This window comes from Amycolatopsis sp. NPDC004747, assembly GCF_053601335.1.
The window spans coordinates 42,318-58,248 of sequence record NZ_JBSGBQ010000039.1 but is presented as its reverse complement, the minus strand read 5'-3'; the positions used below and the strand labels follow the sequence as shown (position 1 = coordinate 58,248).

12 protein-coding genes are annotated in these 15,931 nt (G+C 70.5%); 8 read left to right on the top strand and 4 right to left on the bottom strand.

Annotation, left to right across the window (positions count from 1 at the left end):
* Positions 1-185: 185 nt before the first annotated feature.
* From ACWEGE_RS40300 to ACWEGE_RS40285, 4 genes are all read right to left on the bottom strand, one after another.
* Positions 186-1,259, bottom strand: coding sequence for a ribonucleotide-diphosphate reductase subunit beta (locus ACWEGE_RS40300; RefSeq protein ID WP_191316514.1), 1,074 nt, complete (start codon positions 1,257-1,259; stop codon positions 186-188).
* A 16-nt stretch (positions 1,260-1,275) separates the two neighbouring features.
* Positions 1,276-4,179 (bottom strand): ribonucleoside-diphosphate reductase subunit alpha, encoded by a 2,904-nt coding sequence (locus tag ACWEGE_RS40295; protein ID WP_449665753.1) that lies wholly within the window; start codon positions 4,177-4,179, stop codon positions 1,276-1,278.
* Between the two features lie 226 nt (positions 4,180-4,405).
* Positions 4,406-4,990 carry an acetoacetate decarboxylase family protein gene (locus ACWEGE_RS40290; protein WP_449665752.1) on the bottom strand — a complete coding sequence of 195 codons (585 nt, stop codon included), beginning with the start codon at positions 4,988-4,990 and terminating at the stop codon, positions 4,406-4,408.
* Positions 4,987-5,826: an enoyl-CoA hydratase-related protein gene (locus ACWEGE_RS40285; RefSeq protein WP_449665751.1), complete on the bottom strand. Its 840-nt coding sequence runs from the start codon at positions 5,824-5,826 to the stop codon at positions 4,987-4,989. The genes ACWEGE_RS40290 and ACWEGE_RS40285 overlap by 4 nt, the downstream gene beginning before the upstream one ends.
* A 138-nt stretch (positions 5,827-5,964) precedes the next feature.
* Between ACWEGE_RS40285 and ACWEGE_RS40280 the strand changes: the two genes are divergently transcribed.
* Genes ACWEGE_RS40280 through ACWEGE_RS40245 form a run of 8 tightly spaced genes read left to right on the top strand, consistent with a single transcriptional unit; the run spans position 5,965 to position 15,804 of the window.
* Positions 5,965-6,789 carry a TIGR03084 family metal-binding protein gene (locus ACWEGE_RS40280; protein ID WP_449665750.1) on the top strand — a complete coding sequence of 275 codons (825 nt, stop codon included), beginning with the start codon at positions 5,965-5,967 and terminating at the stop codon, positions 6,787-6,789.
* Positions 6,786-8,480, top strand: a complete 1,695-nt coding sequence (locus tag ACWEGE_RS40275) for an acyclic terpene utilization AtuA family protein (protein ID WP_449665749.1) — start codon at positions 6,786-6,788, stop codon at positions 8,478-8,480. The genes ACWEGE_RS40280 and ACWEGE_RS40275 overlap by 4 nt, the downstream gene beginning before the upstream one ends.
* A complete protein-coding gene (locus tag ACWEGE_RS40270; RefSeq protein WP_449665748.1) occupies positions 8,477-9,625 on the top strand; it encodes an acyl-CoA dehydrogenase family protein in 1,149 nt (382 codons plus the stop codon). The genes ACWEGE_RS40275 and ACWEGE_RS40270 overlap by 4 nt, the downstream gene beginning before the upstream one ends.
* A complete protein-coding gene (locus ACWEGE_RS40265; RefSeq protein ID WP_449665747.1) occupies positions 9,622-11,220 on the top strand; it encodes an acyl-CoA carboxylase subunit beta in 1,599 nt (532 codons plus the stop codon). Before ACWEGE_RS40270 ends, ACWEGE_RS40265 begins: the two co-directional genes overlap by 4 nt.
* 7 nt (positions 11,221-11,227) lie before the next feature.
* The gene (locus tag ACWEGE_RS40260) at positions 11,228-13,204 is read left to right on the top strand and encodes an acetyl/propionyl/methylcrotonyl-CoA carboxylase subunit alpha (RefSeq protein WP_449665746.1); all 1,977 of its coding nucleotides are present in this window, start codon (positions 11,228-11,230) and stop codon (positions 13,202-13,204) included.
* Positions 13,201-14,367 carry an acyl-CoA dehydrogenase family protein gene (locus tag ACWEGE_RS40255; protein WP_449665745.1) on the top strand — a complete coding sequence of 389 codons (1,167 nt, stop codon included), beginning with the start codon at positions 13,201-13,203 and terminating at the stop codon, positions 14,365-14,367. The genes ACWEGE_RS40260 and ACWEGE_RS40255 overlap by 4 nt, the downstream gene beginning before the upstream one ends.
* A gap of 10 nt (positions 14,368-14,377) precedes the next feature.
* Positions 14,378-15,211 (top strand): SDR family oxidoreductase, encoded by an 834-nt coding sequence (locus ACWEGE_RS40250; protein WP_449665744.1) that lies wholly within the window; start codon positions 14,378-14,380, stop codon positions 15,209-15,211.
* On the top strand, positions 15,208-15,804 hold the full coding sequence (locus ACWEGE_RS40245; RefSeq protein WP_449665743.1) for a TetR/AcrR family transcriptional regulator: 597 nt from the start codon (positions 15,208-15,210) through the stop codon (positions 15,802-15,804). Before ACWEGE_RS40250 ends, ACWEGE_RS40245 begins: the two co-directional genes overlap by 4 nt.
* Positions 15,805-15,931 lie beyond the last annotated feature (127 nt).

Genomic DNA, 15,931 nt, shown 5'->3' with positions numbered 1-15,931 from the left:
CGGGTAGAAGGGACCGAACGGGCAGCCATCCGGGCAAAGGTGCCGGGCCGGACGGAGGAAGCGAGGCCCTGGCGCCGGGTCGCCGTCGTCCCGGTGCGCCGGACGGCGGCAGCGGGCTCAGGGGCGACACGGGTTCGGCCACGCCCCGGGCGAACCCAGGGCGTGGCCGAACCGGTGGGCGGGACTCAGTCCCAGTCGAGCGCGCCGCCCGACTGGTACTCGATCACGCGGGTCTCGAAGAAGTTCTTCTCCTTCTTCAGGTCCATCGCCTCGGACATCCACGGGAACGGGTTCTCGGTCTCGCCGAAGATCGGCTGGAGGCCGATCTGCTGCGCGCGGCGGTCGGTGATGAAGTGCATGTACTGCTCGCACAGCTGCGCCGACAGCCCGAGCATGCCGCGCGGCATCGTGTCACGCGCGTACGCGACCTCGAGCTCGCACGCCTCCTGCAGCATCCCGCGCACCTCGGCCTGGAACTCTTCGGTCCACAGGTGCGGGTTTTCGATCTTGATCTGGTTGATGCAGTCGATGCCGAAGTTCAGGTGGATCGACTCGTCGCGCAGGATGTACTGGTACTGCTCGGCGATGCCGACCATCTTGTTCCGGCGGCCCAGCGACAGGATCTGCGCGAAGCCGGTGTAGAACCACATGCCCTCGAAGATCACGTAGAACGCGACGAGGTCACGCAGGAACGCCTGGTCGGCCTCCGGCGTGCCGGTCTCGAAGTCCGGGTTCTCCAGGTTCTGCGTGTACTTCAGCGCCCACGCGTCCTTGTCCGAAATGGACGGGACCTCGCGGTACATGTTGAACAGCTCGCCCTCGACCAGGCCGAGGCTTTCGCAGATGTACTGGAAGGTGTGCGTGTGCACGGCCTCCTCGAACGCCTGGCGCAGCAGGTACTGGCGGCACTCGGGGTTGGTGATCTGCCGGTACACCGCGAGCACGATGTTGTTGGCCACCAGCGACTCCGCGGTCGCGAAGAAGCCGAGGTTGCGCTTGAGCATCTGCCGCTCGTCCTCGGTGAGGCCGTCCGGGGACTTCCACAGCGCGATGTCGGCCTGCATGGCGACCTCGGTCGGCATCCAGTGGTTGTTGCAGCCGGCCAGGTACTTCTCCCACGCCCACTTGTACTTCATGGGCAGCAGCTGGTTGACGTCGGCGCGCGCGTTGATCATGCGCTTGTCGTCGACGTTGATCCGGGCGGCGCCGACCTCGATCTCCCCGAGGCCGGTCGCGTCCGTCGTCTCCACGTTGGTCATTTCTGCAGGGATTCCTTTACTGGCAGGCTTCGCAGTCGGGGTCGTCGATGCGGCAGGCGGCGCCTTCGGTGGCCACGAAGTCGACGTCCGGCTCGGGCTTGGGCGACGGCGCGGGAACAGGCGTCGGCACGGGCGCCGGAGCCGGGGCGGCCGCGGCCGGGGCCGGGGCCGGGGTGGCCGAGACGGCGTTCAGCTTGCCGTCGGTGCCGCGCAGGGTGCTCTTCTCCACGTGCGTCGCGGACTGCGCGCGCAGGTAGTACGTGGTCTTGAGGCCCTTGTGCCACGCGTAGCGGTACAGCTGGTCGAGCTTGCGGCCGCTCGGCGCCGCGATGTACAGGTTCAGCGACTGCGCCTGGTCGATCCACTTCTGGCGCCGCGAACCCGCGTCCACCAGCCACTTCGACTCGATCTCGAACGCCGTCGCGTACAGCGCCTTCAGGTCGTCCGGCACGCGGTCGATCTGGCCGAGGCTGCCGTCGAAGTACTTGAGGTCGCTGACCATGACCTCGTCCCACAGCCCGCGCGCCTTGAGCGAGCGGACCAGGTGCGGGTTCACCACGGTGAAGTCGCCGGACATGTTCGACTTGACGTACAGGTTCTGGAACAGCGGCTCGATCGACTGGCCGACGCCGCAGATGTTGGAGATCGTCGCGGTCGGCGCGATCGCCATGACGTTGGAGTTGCGCATGCCGACGGTCTTGACGCGCTCGCGCAGCGGCGCCCAGTCCAAGGTGGTCGAAAGGTCGACGTCGAGGTTGTCACCCTGGCGGGCGTCGATGAGCAGCTGCATCGAGTCGATCGGCAGGATGCCCTTGCTCCACAGCGAGCCCTCGAACGACTGGTACTGGCCGCGCTCCTCGGCGAGGTCGGTCGACGCCGAGATCGCGTAGTAGGAGATGTGCTCCATGCTCGTGTCGGCGAACTGCACGGCGGCTTCCGACGACAGCGGCAGGCCCAGCTCGAACAGCGCGTCCTGGAAGCCCATCAGCCCCAGCCCGACCGGGCGGTGGCGCAGGTTGGAGCGGCGCGCCTCCGGGATCGTGTAGAAGTTGATGTCGATCACGTTGTCCAGCATGCGGACGGCGGTGCGCACGGTCTTCTCGAGGCGCTTCGTGTCCAGGCCCTCGGGCGTGACGTGCTTGAGCAGGTTCACCGAGCCGAGGTTGCAGACCGCGACCTCTTCGCTGTTGGTGTTCAGCGTGATCTCGGTGCACAGGTTGGACGAGTGCACGACGCCGACGTGCTGCTGCGGCGAGCGCAGGTTGCACGGGTCCTTGAAGGTGATCCACGGGTGGCCGGTCTCGAACAGCATGGTCAGCATCCGGCGCCACAGGTCGACCGCGCGGACGCGCCGGAACACCTTGATCTCGCCGCGGTCGGCGGCGGCCTCGTACTCGCGGTAGCGCTGCGAGAACTCGTTGCCGTAGAGGTCGTGCAGGTCCGGCGTCTCGTTCGGCGAGAACAGCGTCCACTGCGCGTCGGCCTCGACCCGGCGGAGGAATTCGTCCGGCACCCAGTTCGCGGTGTTCATGTCGTGGGTGCGGCGGCGGTCGTCACCGGTGTTCTTGCGCAGGTCGAGGAACTCCTCGATGTCCACGTGCCACGTCTCGAGGTACGCGCACGCCGCGCCCTTGCGCTTGCCGCCCTGGTTGACCGCGACGGCGGTGTCGTTGGCGATCTTGAGGAACGGCACGACACCCTGCGACTGGCCGTTGGTGCCCTTGATGTGCGCGCCGAGGCCGCGGACCGGGGTCCAGTCGTTGCCGAGGCCGCCGGAGTACTTCGCCAGCAGCGCGTTGTTCTTGTACGCCTGGAAGATGGAGTCCAGGTCGTCGTCCACCGTGGTCAGGAAGCAGGACGACAGCTGCGGGCGCGTGGTGCCCGAGTTGAACAGCGTCGGCGTGGACGCCATGAAGTGGAAGCTCGACAGCAGTTCGTAGAACTCGATGGCGCGGGCTTCGCGGTCGTCCTCGCGGATGGCCAGACCCATGGCGACGCGCATGAAGAACGCCTGCGGCAGCTCGAAGCGGGTGCCGTCGTGGTGCTGGAAGTACCGGTCGTACAGCGTCTGCAGGCCGAGGAACCCGAAGTCGAGGTCGCGCTCGGGGCGGATCGCGGCGGTGATCTTGTCCAGGTCGAAGCGCTGCAGCTCGCCGTCGACCAGCTCCAGCTCGATCGCGCGGCGCAGGTAGGCGCGGAAGTACGCGGGGTACTCGGTCGCCATCTCGTCCTGGCTGGCCTGACGCGGCTTCTGCGCGAGGTAGCTCAGCGCCTCGCCGCGCAGCTTGTCCAGCAGCAGCCGGGCGGAGACGTAGGAGTAGTTCGGCTCCTGCTCGACCAGCACGCGGGCGGCCATGATCTGGGCCAGGGCGAGCTCGTCGGCGCTGATGCCGTCGTAGAGGTTGCGCTTGGTCTCGGCCAGCACCGGTTCGGCGGTGACGTCGTCCAGGCCGCTGACGGCCTCGCCCACGACGTGGGAAACGCGGGCCCAGTCGAGCGGGCGCAGGACGCCGTCGGTGCCCTTGACGTTCAGCGCGACCTCGGTCGCGGCCGGCTTGGCGGCCTCGCGGGCCTTCGCGCGCTCCTCGCGGTAGAGGACGTAGGCGCGGGCGACCTTGTGGTGCTCGCCGCGCATCAGGGCGAGCTCGACGATGTCCTGGATCTGCTCGATGTGCAGGGCGGTCTCGGGACCGGTGTGGCGCAGCAGGGTGGTCTCGACCTGCTGGGTCAGCTCGGCCACGACGTGGTGCACGCGGGAGGACGCGGCGGCGTCGCCGCCCTCGACCGCGAGGAACGCCTTGGTCAGCGCGACCGAGATCTTGCCGGCGTCGAACGGCGACACGCTGCCGTCCCGCCGGATGACCCGGATCGCGGTGGGTGTGTCGGCGGCCGAGGGCCGCTGACCGGTATCGACTGACATGCGTGTCTCCAAGTTTTCGGGCGCGTTCGATCGCCACACGACCTCACGAGGCCGTGCGCTGCGGTTTCTTGAAAGCTGCCCGGCGACCCTCCGCAGCGGTCTCCCCGTCGCTGGGGGCTGCCGGTGTTGAGAGACTACATGTAGGGGTCAGGTCCCGCGCGGGACCCAAGGGATGGCGTGTCGGGGGCTCACCCTGCCGGGTTACGTGATCACCCAGAGGTGCTGCTCAAGCCCCGAACCGCAGCTCGCCTGCGGGCAGGGCGAGGCTCAGGAACGGCCGCCGGCCGGCCAGGTAGCCGAGCGGGCCGCGGGCGTTGACCGTCCAGTCGGCCGCCGCGAGCCCGGGCCGGATCTTCGCCCGGACCGGGGTGCGCACGGGGGTGCCGTCGCGGTCCTGGAGGACGTCGAACCGGCTGGGGAGGGCGAGCGGCGAGCCCGGCCTCGGCGTGAAGGCCGCGGTGGCGATCCAGTCGTCGCCGGTGGCCGCGGTGTAGGTGCGGTCGGTGAACTGGAGGGCGGCGAGGTCCTTCGGGATGGCCCAGAGTTCGCGGCCGCCCTTCAGCGACACTTCGGAGTCGACCCAGATCTGCGTGATCGTGCAGGTGGTCCGCCGCCCGCGCACCGGGACGGCGGCGAGCAGCTCGTGGTAGCTGAGCTGCCCGGGCTCGCGGTAGGCGATCCAGGCGGTGAAGACGCAGGTGTACCCGGCGACGGACAGCGCGCCCGGGTGCACGTCGCGCGCGGGGACCCGCCAGATCGACAGGTGGGCGTCGGCGACCAGGTTCCAGGGCTGCGGCGGGTACGAGGTCATTTCTCCAGCCAGGGCAGGTAGTCGGGCAGGTCCTTCTCGACGCGCATGCCGAACGACGGCGGCCGTTTCTGCAGGAACGACAGGACGCCCTCGACGGCGTCCGGGTTCGCGCCGAGGCCGCCGATCAGCTTCGAATCGAGTTCGTGCACCGGGAACGGCGAGTCCGCGCTCGCCATCCGGTAGAGCAGCTGGCGGGTGACGGCGACCGACACCGGGGCGGTCTTCTCGACGATCTCCCGCGCGAGTTCCTGCGCTTCGTCTACCACGGTCCCGGTGGGGAAAACCCGGTGCACCAAGCCCTTCTCGAGGGCCTCGGCCGCGTCGAACACGCGGCCGCTGATCATCCAGTCGAGCGCGGTACCCATGCCGACGAGCCGGGGGAGGAACCACGCCGACGCGCCTTCGGGGTAGATGCCGCGGCGGGTGAACACGAAGCCGAACCGGGAGTCCTCCGACGCGAGCCGGTAGTCGCACGAGAGCGTGATGGTGAGCCCGCCGCCGACAGCGGCCCCGTGCAGGGCGGCGATCACGGGCTTGTTCATGGTGAAGATCCGCTTCGAGCACCGGCCGGCGGGCTCCTGCCACGCGGCGTCCGGGCCGGTCGACGGGTCGAAGTCGAACCCGCCCTGTGACAGGTCCGCCCCGACGCAGAAGTCCTTGCCCGCGCCGGTCAGCACGACCACCCGGACGTCCTCGTCGCGATCGGCGCGGTCCATGGCGGCCTGGAGCTCGTCGGCCATCCGGATCGTGTAGCCGTTGCGCGCCTCGGGCCGGTCGAGGGTCACCGTGGCAACCCGGTCCGCGACGGCGTAGGTGATCTCGGCGTAGTCGGCCATGCGTCGAAGCTAGGGCAGGCGAGCACTACTGGCAAGATGTCAATAGTGGGACCCCAGCGTCGCCGGCGAAACAATCAGGCGTGCTTGATTTTTCCCGGCCCCGGTGCCACGCTGGCCCAGGACGCAAGGAGGCGGGCGATGGCGGACCTCGGCGTGATCCTCGGGGATCTCGACGCGGAGACACGGACGATCGACGACGCGGTGGCGGGACTGCCCGCGGCCGACTGGGCGCGCGCGACCCCCGCCGAAGGGTGGACCATCGCGCACCAGATCGCGCACCTGGCCTGGACCGACCGGAAGGCCCTGATCGCCGCGGCGCACCCGGAGAACTGGCAGGCCGAGGTCGAAGAGCTCCTCAAGACCGGCGAGACGTACGTCGACGACGGCGCGGAGGCGGGCGCGCAGCGGCCACCGCGGGAAATCCTCGAAGACTGGCGCGAAGGCCGCGCACTGCTGGCCGAAGCCCTCGCCGCCGTCCCGGACGGGCAGAAGCTGCCCTGGTACGGGCCGCCGATGAGCGCCGCCTCGATGGCGACCGCGCGGATGATGGAAACCTGGGCCCACGGGCAGGACGTCTTCGACGCGCTCGGCCTGACCCGCGAGCCGACCGCGCGGCTGTGGCACATCGCCCGCTTCGGCACCCGGACCCGCGACTTCGCCTACAAGCTCCACTCGCTCGCGCCGCCGGTCGAGGAGTTCCGCGTCGAGCTCACCGCGCCGGACGGCTCGACCTGGGTGTTCGGGCCCGAGGACGCCGAGCAGAAGCTGACCGGCAGCGCGCTGGACTTCTGCCTCGCCGTCACCCAGCGGCGGCACCTCGCGGACACCGATCTGGTCGCCAACGGCGCCGACGTCGAGGAATGGCTCGGCATCGCGCAGGCCTTCGCCGGCCCGCCGGGGAGCGGCCGGAAGCCGGGGCAGTTCGGCCCGGCGACGCACACGTCCCCGCGGAGCCGGCCGTGACCCAGCCGTACCGGATCGGCAACGCCTCGGGCTTCTACGGCGACCGCTTCTCCGCCGTCCGCGAGATGCTCACCGGCGGCCCCCTCGACGTCCTCACCGGCGACTACCTCGCCGAGCTGACCATGCTCATCCTCGGCCGCGACCGGATGAAGGACGCCACCCGCGGCTACGCCAAGACCTTCCTCCGCCAGCTGGAGGAGAACCTCGGGCTGGCGCGGGAAAAGGGTGTCAAGATCGTCGCCAACGCCGGTGGGCTCAACCCCGCCGGGCTCGCGGACGCGCTGCGGGAGCTGGCGGACCGGCTGGGTCTCGACGTCAAGATCGCGCACGTCGAAGGCGACGACCTGGTGGCCCGCGCCGACGAGCTGGACCTCGGGAAACCGCTGACCGCCAACGCCTACCTCGGTGCCTGGGGCATCGCCGAATGCCTGAACGCGGGCGCCGACGTCGTCGTCACCGGCCGGGTCACCGACGCCTCCGTCGTCGTCGGCCCGGCCGCCGCGCACCACGGCTGGGCCCGCGACGACTTCGACGCCCTGGCCGGCGCGGTCGCCGCCGGGCACGTCATCGAGTGCGGTGCCCAGGCCACCGGCGGCAACTACGCCTTCTTCACCGAGCACAGCCTCGGGATGCCCGGCTTCCCGATCGCCGAGATCGAGGCCGACGGCTCCAGCGTCATCACCAAGCACCCGGGCACCGGCGGCGTGGTGAACGTCGGCACCGTCACGGCCCAGCTGCTCTACGAGATCACCGGCCCCCGCTATGCCGGCCCGGACGTCACCACCCGGTTCGACACGCTGTCCCTGAGCCAGGACGGGCCCGACCGCGTCCGCATCGCCGGTGTGCGCGGGGAAGCGCCGCCGCCGACGCTGAAGGTCGCGCTGAACACCCTCGGCGGGTTCCGCAACGAGACCACGTTCGTCCTCACCGGACTCGACATCGAGGCGAAAGCCGCGCTGGTCCGGGAACAGCTCGAAGCGTCCATGAAGGACCGGCCACCCGCCGACGTCCGGTGGACCCTCGCCCGCACCGACCACGCCGACGCCGACACCGAGCAGACCGCGAGCGCGCTGCTGCACGTCGCCGTCAAGGACGCCGACCCGAAGGTCGCCGGGCGGGCGTTCACCGGTGCGGCCGTCGAACTCGCGCTGGCCAGCTACCCCGGGTTCCACGTCACCGCACCGCCGTCGGACGCCTCGCCGTACGGCGTCTACACCGCGGCCTACGTGGACGCGAAGAAGGTGCCGCACGTCGCCGTGCTGCCGGACGGCATGCGTGTCGACATAGCGCCTTCAGCGTCCACCCTGGACTTGTCCGATGTGGATGAACCGGCGCTGCCCGAGCCGCTCGACCACGGGCCGGTGCGGCGGGTGCCGCTGGGCACGATCGCCGGGGCCCGCAGCGGCGACAAGGGCGGCAACGCCAACGTCGGCGTGTGGGTGCGCTCCGAAGGAGCCTGGCGGTGGCTGGTGCACCGGCTGACCGTCGCCGAGTTCCGGCGCCTGCTGCCCGAGACCGCGGACCTGCCGGTGACCCGCTACCTGCTGCCCAACCTGCGGGCGATGAACTTCGTCGTCGAAGGCATCCTCGGCGAGGGAGTCGCGTCGCAAGTGCGGTTCGACCCGCAGGCCAAGGCCCTCGGCGAGTGGCTGCGGTCGCGCGAGATCGACGTCCCGGAGGCCCTGCGGTGACCGACCCCTTCCGGACGCCCGAACGCGCCGAGCTGCGCAAGACCGTCCGCCGGTTCGTCGAGCAGGAGGTCCTGCCGCACCTCGACGACTGGGAGCGGGCCGGCGAGCTGCCGCGCGAGCTGCACCGGAAGGCCGGGGACCTCGGCCTGCTCGGGGTGGCCTTCCCCGAGGAGATCGGCGGCGGCGACGGCAACTACCTCGACGCGCTGGTCGTCGCCGAGGAACTGCACTACGCGGGCGGCTCCGGCGGCCTGTTCGCGTCGCTGTTCACCTGCGGCATCGCCGTCCCGCACATCGCCGAAGCGGGCGACCCGGTGCAGATCGAACGCTGGGTGCGGCCCACCCTAGAAGGCGCCAAGATCGGTTCGCTGGCGGTCACCGAGCCGGACGGCGGGTCCGACGTCGCCGGGATCCGGACCACCGCGGTCCGCGAGGGCGACGAGTACGTCGTCAACGGCGCGAAGACGTTCATCACCTCCGGCTGCCGCGCCGACTTCGTGACGACGGTGGTGCGCACCGGCGGCGACGGCGCCCACGGGCTCTCCCTGATCGTCGTCGAACGCGGCACGCCGGGCTTCACGGTGAGCCGCAAGCTCGAGAAGATGGGCTGGCTCTGCTCCGACACCGCCGAGCTGTCCTACGTGGACGTCCGGGTGCCGGTGGAGAACCTGGTCGGTGCCGAGAACAGCGGGTTCGCGCAGGTGGCCACCCAGTTCGTCACCGAACGGCTGTCGCTGGCCGTGCAGGCGTACGCGCACGCCCAGCGGGCCCTGGACCTGACGCTGGACTGGTGCCGGCTGCGCGAGACGTTCGGCCGTCCGCTCATCTCGCGGCAGGTCGTCCAGCACAAGCTCACCGAAATGGCGCGGAAGGTCGACGTCGCCCGCACCTACACCCGGCAGGCCGCGATCCGGCACGTCTCGGGCGAGGAGGTCATCGCCGAAGCCTGTTTCGCCAAGAACACCGCCGTCGAGGCCGCCGAGTGGGTGGTCAACGAGGCCGTCCAGCTGCACGGCGGGCTCGGCTACATGCGCGAGTCCGAAGTGGAGCGGCACTACCGCGACGTCCGGATCCTCGGCATCGGCGGCGGCACCACCGAGATCCTCACCGGCCTGGCCGCGAAGCGATTGGGATACACCTCGTGACTGCTTTGAGGTCCACAGTGGACACGCGGGCCGCCGAGTTCGGCGCGAACCGCGAGGCGATGCTGGAGAAGCTCGCCGAGATCGACGCCGAGCACGCCAAGGCGGTGGCCGGCGGCGGCGAGAAGTACGTCGAGCGGCACCGCAAGCGCGGCAAGCTCCTGGCGCGCGAACGGATCGAGCTGCTGCTCGACGAGGACTCGCCGTTCCTGGAGCTGTCGCCGCTGGCCGCGTGGGGCACCGACTACCGCGTCGGGGCCAGCCTGGTGACCGGGATCGGCGTGGTCGAAGGCGTCGAATGCCTGATCTCGGCCAGCGACCCGACGGTCAAGGGCGGCGCGAGCAACCCCTGGACGACCAAGAAGAGCTTCCGGGCCGCGGACATCGCCGCGCAGAACCGGCTGCCGTCGATCAACCTCGTCGAGTCCGGTGGCGCGGACCTGCCGACGCAGAAGGAGATCTTCATCCCCGGCGGCCGGATCTTCCGGGACCTCACGCGGGCCTCGGCCGCGGGCTGCCCGACGATCGCGCTGGTCTTCGGCAACTCCACCGCCGGTGGCGCGTACCTGCCGGGCATGTCGGACTACGTCGTGATGGTCAAGGAACGCGCCAAGGTGTTCCTCGGGGGGCCGCCACTGGTCAAGATGGCCACCGGCGAGGAGTCCGACGACGAGTCGCTCGGCGGCGCCGAGATGCACGCCCGTACCTCGGGTCTGGCCGACTACCTGGCCGTCGACGAGGCCGACGCGATCCGCCTCGGCCGGAACATCGTCAAGCGGCTGAACTGGACCAAGCAGGGGCCGTCGCCGAAGCCGGACTACGCCGAGCCGTTGTACGACGCCGAGGACCTGCTCGGGATCGTGCCGACCGACCTCAAGGTCCCCTTCGACCCGCGCGAGGTGATCGCCCGCGTCGTCGACGGCTCCGACTTCGACGAGTTCAAGCCGCTGTACGGGTCTTCGCTGGTCACGGGCTGGGCGAGCATCCACGGCTACCCGGTCGGCGTGCTCGCCAACGCCCAGGGCGTGCTGTTCGGCGAGGAGTCGCAGAAGGCCGCGCAGTTCATCCAGCTGGCCAACCAGATCCACACCCCGCTGGTGTTCCTGCACAACACGACCGGCTACATGGTCGGCAAGGAGTACGAGCAGAGCGGGATTATCAAGCACGGCGCGATGATGATCAACGCGGTGTCGAACTCGAAGGTGCCGCACCTGTCCGTCCTCATGGGAGCGTCCTACGGCGCCGGCCACTACGGCATGTGCGGCCGCGCCTACGACCCCCGGTTCCTGTTCGCGTGGCCGAGCGCGAAGTCCGCGGTGATGGGCCCGGCCCAGCTGGCCGGCGTGCTGTCCATCGTGGCCCGCGCGGCCGCCGAAAGCCGCGGCCAGGAGTACAACGAGGAGCACGACAAGGCCATGCGCGCGATGGTGGAAGGCCAGATCGAGGCCGAGTCGATGCCGATGTTCCTCTCCGGCATGCTCTACGACGACGGCATCATCGACCCGCGCGACACCCGCACCGTGCTCGGCCTGAGCCTGTCCGCGATCCACAATGGACCAGTGAAGGGCGCCGAGGGCTTCGGCGTCTTCCGGATGTGAGCGAGCGATGATCCAGAACCTGCTGGTCGCCAACCGCGGCGAGATCACCCGCCGCGTCTTCCGCACCTGCCGCGACGCCGGGATCGGCACGGTCGCGGTGTTCTCCGACGCCGATGCCGCCGCGCCGCACGCCCTCGAAGCCGACGCGGCCGTCCGGCTGCCCGGCAACGCACCGGCCGAGACGTACCTGCGGGCCGAACTGCTGGTCAAGGCGGCGGCCGAGACCGGCGCCGACGCCGTCCACCCGGGGTACGGTTTCCTGTCCGAAAACGCCGCCTTCGCGCGAGCCGTCCTCGACGCGGGGCTCACCTGGGTCGGCCCGCCGCCGGAGGCCATCGAGACCATGGGCTCCAAAGTGGAGTCCAAACGGCTGATGGCCGCCGCGGGCGTCCCGGTGCTGTCCGAACTGGACCCGGCCTCGGTGACCGAAGCCGACCTGCCGTTGCTGGTCAAGGCCTCCGCCGGTGGTGGTGGCCGCGGCATGCGCGTGGTCCGCTCGCTCGACGAGCTGGCCGAGGCGGTCGAAGGCGCGAGTGCCGAGGCCGGGTCGGCGTTCGGCGACCCGACCGTGTTCTGCGAGCGGTACCTGGAGACCGGGCGCCACATCGAGGTTCAGGTCCTGGCCGACACCCACGGCACGGTGTGGGCGGTGGGGGAGCGGGAGTGCTCCATCCAGCGCCGCCACCAGAAGGTCGTCGAGGAGGCGCCGTCGCCGTTCGTCGACGCGGGCATGCGCGAGGAGCTGTTCGAAGCCGCGCGCAAGGCGGCCAAGGCGATCGACTACGTCGGCGCGGGTACGGTCGAGTTCCTCGCCGGGCCGGACGGCCGGTTCTACTTCCTGGAGATGAACACCCGGCTGCAGGTCGAGCACCCGGTCACCGAGAACGTCACCGGCTTGGACCTGGTCGCGCTGCAGCTGCGGATCGCCGAGGGCGAGCGCCTGCCCGCCGATCCGCCCCCGACCGTCGGCCACTCCATCGAGGTCCGGCTCTACGCCGAAGACCCGGCGGCCGGGTGGCAGCCGCAGAGCGGCACGCTCCACGCGTTCGAGGTGCCCGAGGTGGACCGGTCGTTCACGCACGGGCCCGGGCTGCGGCTCGACTCCGGCTTCGAGAGCGGCTCGGTGGTGGGCGTCCACTACGACCCGATGCTCGCCAAGGTGATCACCTGGGCGCCGACCCGCGCCGAAGCGGCCCGGCGGCTCGCGAAGGCCCTGGCCGCGACGAAGATCCACGGCGTCGTCACCAACCGCGACCTGCTGGTGAACATCCTGCGCCACGACGCCTTCCTGGCGGGGGAGACCGACACGGCGTTCTTCGACCGCCACGGCCTCGACACCCTCGCCGCGCCGCTGGCCACGCCCGGCACCGAGCGGCTGTCCGCGCTCGCCGCCGCGTTGGCGGACGCGGCGGGCAACCGGGCGCGAGCCACCACGCAGGGCAGGCTGCCCAGCGGCTGGCGCAACGTCCGCTCGGCCGGGCAGCGCAAGGTCTTCACGGTGGCCGGCCGCGAGTACGAGGTGGTCTACTCGCTGACCCGCGACGGCTTGGAAGCCGAAGGCTTCGAAGCCGACCTCGTCACGGCCGAGCCGGGGCGGGTCGTGCTCGAGGTGAACGGGGTGCGGCGCGCCTTCGACGTCGCCCGCCACGACGACGTGTCCTATGTGGACTCCACGCTCGGTTCGGTGGCGCTCAAGGCCGAGCCGCGGTTCGCCGACCCGGACGCCGCCCTCGCGGCGGGATCGCTGGTCGCGCCGATGCCGGGCACGGTCGTCCGGCTCGCCGTGCGGGCCGGCGACCCGGTCAAGGCGGGCGACCCGTTGCTGTGGCTCGAGGCGATGAAGATGGAACACCGGATCGCCGCGCCCGCCGACGGCGTGGTCGCGGAGCTGCCGGTGACGGTCGGACAGCAGGTCGAAGTGGGCACGATCCTCGCCGTCGTCGGAGACGCGCAATCGGACACCGTGGTGGGAGACAACGCATGAACGCCATGAACTTCATCGAGCCGGAGGAGCGGATCGCGCTTCGCAAGGCCGTCGCCGACCTCGGCGCCAAGTACGGGCACGAGTACTACGCCCGCAAGGCCCGTGCCGACGAGAAGACGCACGAACTGTGGGACGAGGCCGGGCGCCTCGGCTACCTGGGCGTCAACATCCCCGAGGAGTACGGCGGCGGGGGCGCGGGCATCGCCGACCTCGCCGCGGTGCTCGAAGAGCTCGCCGCCGCGGGCTCGCCGTTGCTGCTCATGGTCGTCTCACCGGCGATCTGCGGCACGGTGATCTCCCGCTTCGGCACCGAAGAGCAGAAGAAGCAGTGGCTGCCCGGCATCGCCGACGGCACCAAGCGGATGGTCTTCGCGATCACCGAGCCGGACGCCGGGTCGAACTCGCACCGGATCACCACGACCGCGCGGCGGGACGCCGGCGGCTGGGTCCTCAGTGGACGCAAGGTCTACATCTCCGGGGTCGACGAGGCCGACGCGGTGCTCGTCGTCGGCCGCACCGAGGATGCGAAGACCGGCAAGCTCAAGCCCGCGCTGTTCATCCTGCCGACCGGCACCCCCGGCTTCGAGTACACGAAGATCCCGATGGACATCGTCGCGCCGGAGAACCAGTTCTCGCTGTTCCTCGACGACGTCCACCTGCCCGCCGAAGCGCTGGTCGGCGAGGAGGACGCGGCGATCGCGCAGCTGTTCGCGGGCCTCAACCCGGAACGCATCATGGGCGCGTCGTTCTCCCTGGGCATCGCCCGGTACGCACTGGCCAAGGCCGTCGGCTACGCCAACGAGCGGCAGGTCTGGGGTGCCCCGATCGGCACCCACCAGGGCCTCGCGCACCCGCTGGCCGAGATCAAGATCGAGCTGGAGCTCGCGAAGCTGATGACGCAGAAGGCGGCGTCGCTCTACGACTCCGGCGACGACTTCGGCGCGGGGGAGTCGGCGAACATGGCGAAGTACGCGGCCGCGGAGGTCGCCATCCGCGCGACCGACCAGGCCGTCCAGACCCACGGCGGCAACGGCCTGGCCACCGAATACGGCCTCGGCACGCTGGTCACGGCGGTGCGGCTCGGCCGGATCGCGCCGGTGAGCCGCGAGATGGTGCTCAACTTCGTCGGCCAGCACAGCCTCGGCCTCCCGAAGTCCTACTAGGAGGGTCGCTTTGTCCACATTGGCGGGAAAGACGATCCTGATGTCCGGCGGCAGCCGTGGCATCGGCGAGGCGATCGCCTTGCGTGCGGCGGCCGACGGCGCGAACATCGCCCTCCTGGCCAAGACGGCCGAGCCGCACCCGAAGCTGCCGGGCACGATCCACACGGCGGCGGAGGCGATCGAGCAGGCGGGCGGTCACGCACTGCCGATCGTCGGCGACGTCCGCGACGACGACGGCGTGGCGGCCGCGGTGGCGAAGACCGTCGAGCGGTTCGGCGGCATCGACATCGTGGTGAACAACGCGAGCGCGATCGACCTGACGCCGACCGAGCAGGTCAGCATGAAGCGCTACGACCTGATGCAGGACATCAACGCGCGCGGCACGTTCCTGCTGTCCAAACTGGCCATCCCGCACCTGCGCCGGTCGATGAACCCGCACATCCTGACGCTGTCACCGCCGATCAGCCTCGACGAGAAGTGGTTCACCGCAGGCCACCTCGCCTACAGCATCGCCAAGTACTCGATGAGCCTGGTGACCGTGGGTCTGGCGGCCGAGCTCAAGAAGGACGGCATCGCGGCCAACTCCCTGTGGCCGCGCACGACGATCGACACCGCGGCGATCCGCAACGTCGTCGGCGCGGAGCTGGCTTCCCGCAGCCGGACACCGGAGATCATGGCCGACGCCGCCCACGCGATCCTCACCAAGCCGAGCCGCGAGGTGACCGGGAACTTCTTCCTGGACGACGAGGTGCTGCGTGCCGCCGGCGTGACGGACTTCGCCAAGTACCGCGTCGGCGGCGCCGAGGAGGACCTCCAGCTCGACTTCTGGGTGGAGCCGGCTTGACCGGCATCCGCGAACCCCAGCAGGAACGCAGCCGCACGACGCGGCGGCGCCTGGTCGAGGCCGCCCTCGACAGTTTCGGCGAGCGCGGCTGGCACGGCGTGACGGTGGCCGGGATCGCCGAACGCGCGGGCGTCTCCCGCGGCGCGGCCCAGCACCACTTCCCGGCCCGGGAGGACCTCGTGGTGGCGGCGGTCGACCTGCTCGGCGAGGCCCAGATCGACGAGCTCCGGGCCCAGGCGGCCGGCCTGCCGACCGGGGCATCCCGCATCGAGCGCGTCGTGGAGATGGTGCTGAACCTGTACACGGGCCCCCTGTTCCGCGCGGCACTGCAACTGTGGTCGGTGGCGGCGACCGACGAGGCACTGCGGGACGTGTTGGTGCCCTTGGAGGCCCGGGTAGGCCGCGAGGCCCACCGGGTAACGGTGGAACTCCTGGGAGTGGACGAGTCGAAGCCGGGGGTACGAGAGCTGGTCCAGGCCACGCTGGACCTGGCCCGCGGCCTGGGCTTGGCCAACCTCCTGACGGACGACACCCGCCGAAGGCGCCAGATCGTCCGAGAGTGGGCCCACACACTCGAGCTGCGCCTGAGCTGACCAACCAGACAAAGGAGCGGCGAGGTCATCCCGTCGCCTGAGGCCACGAAATCACTTTGAGCCAGGCCCGCAACCCACCACCCAGGGCGAGCCAACAGCCCAAGCTTGCGGGCCTGGCTCAAAGTGA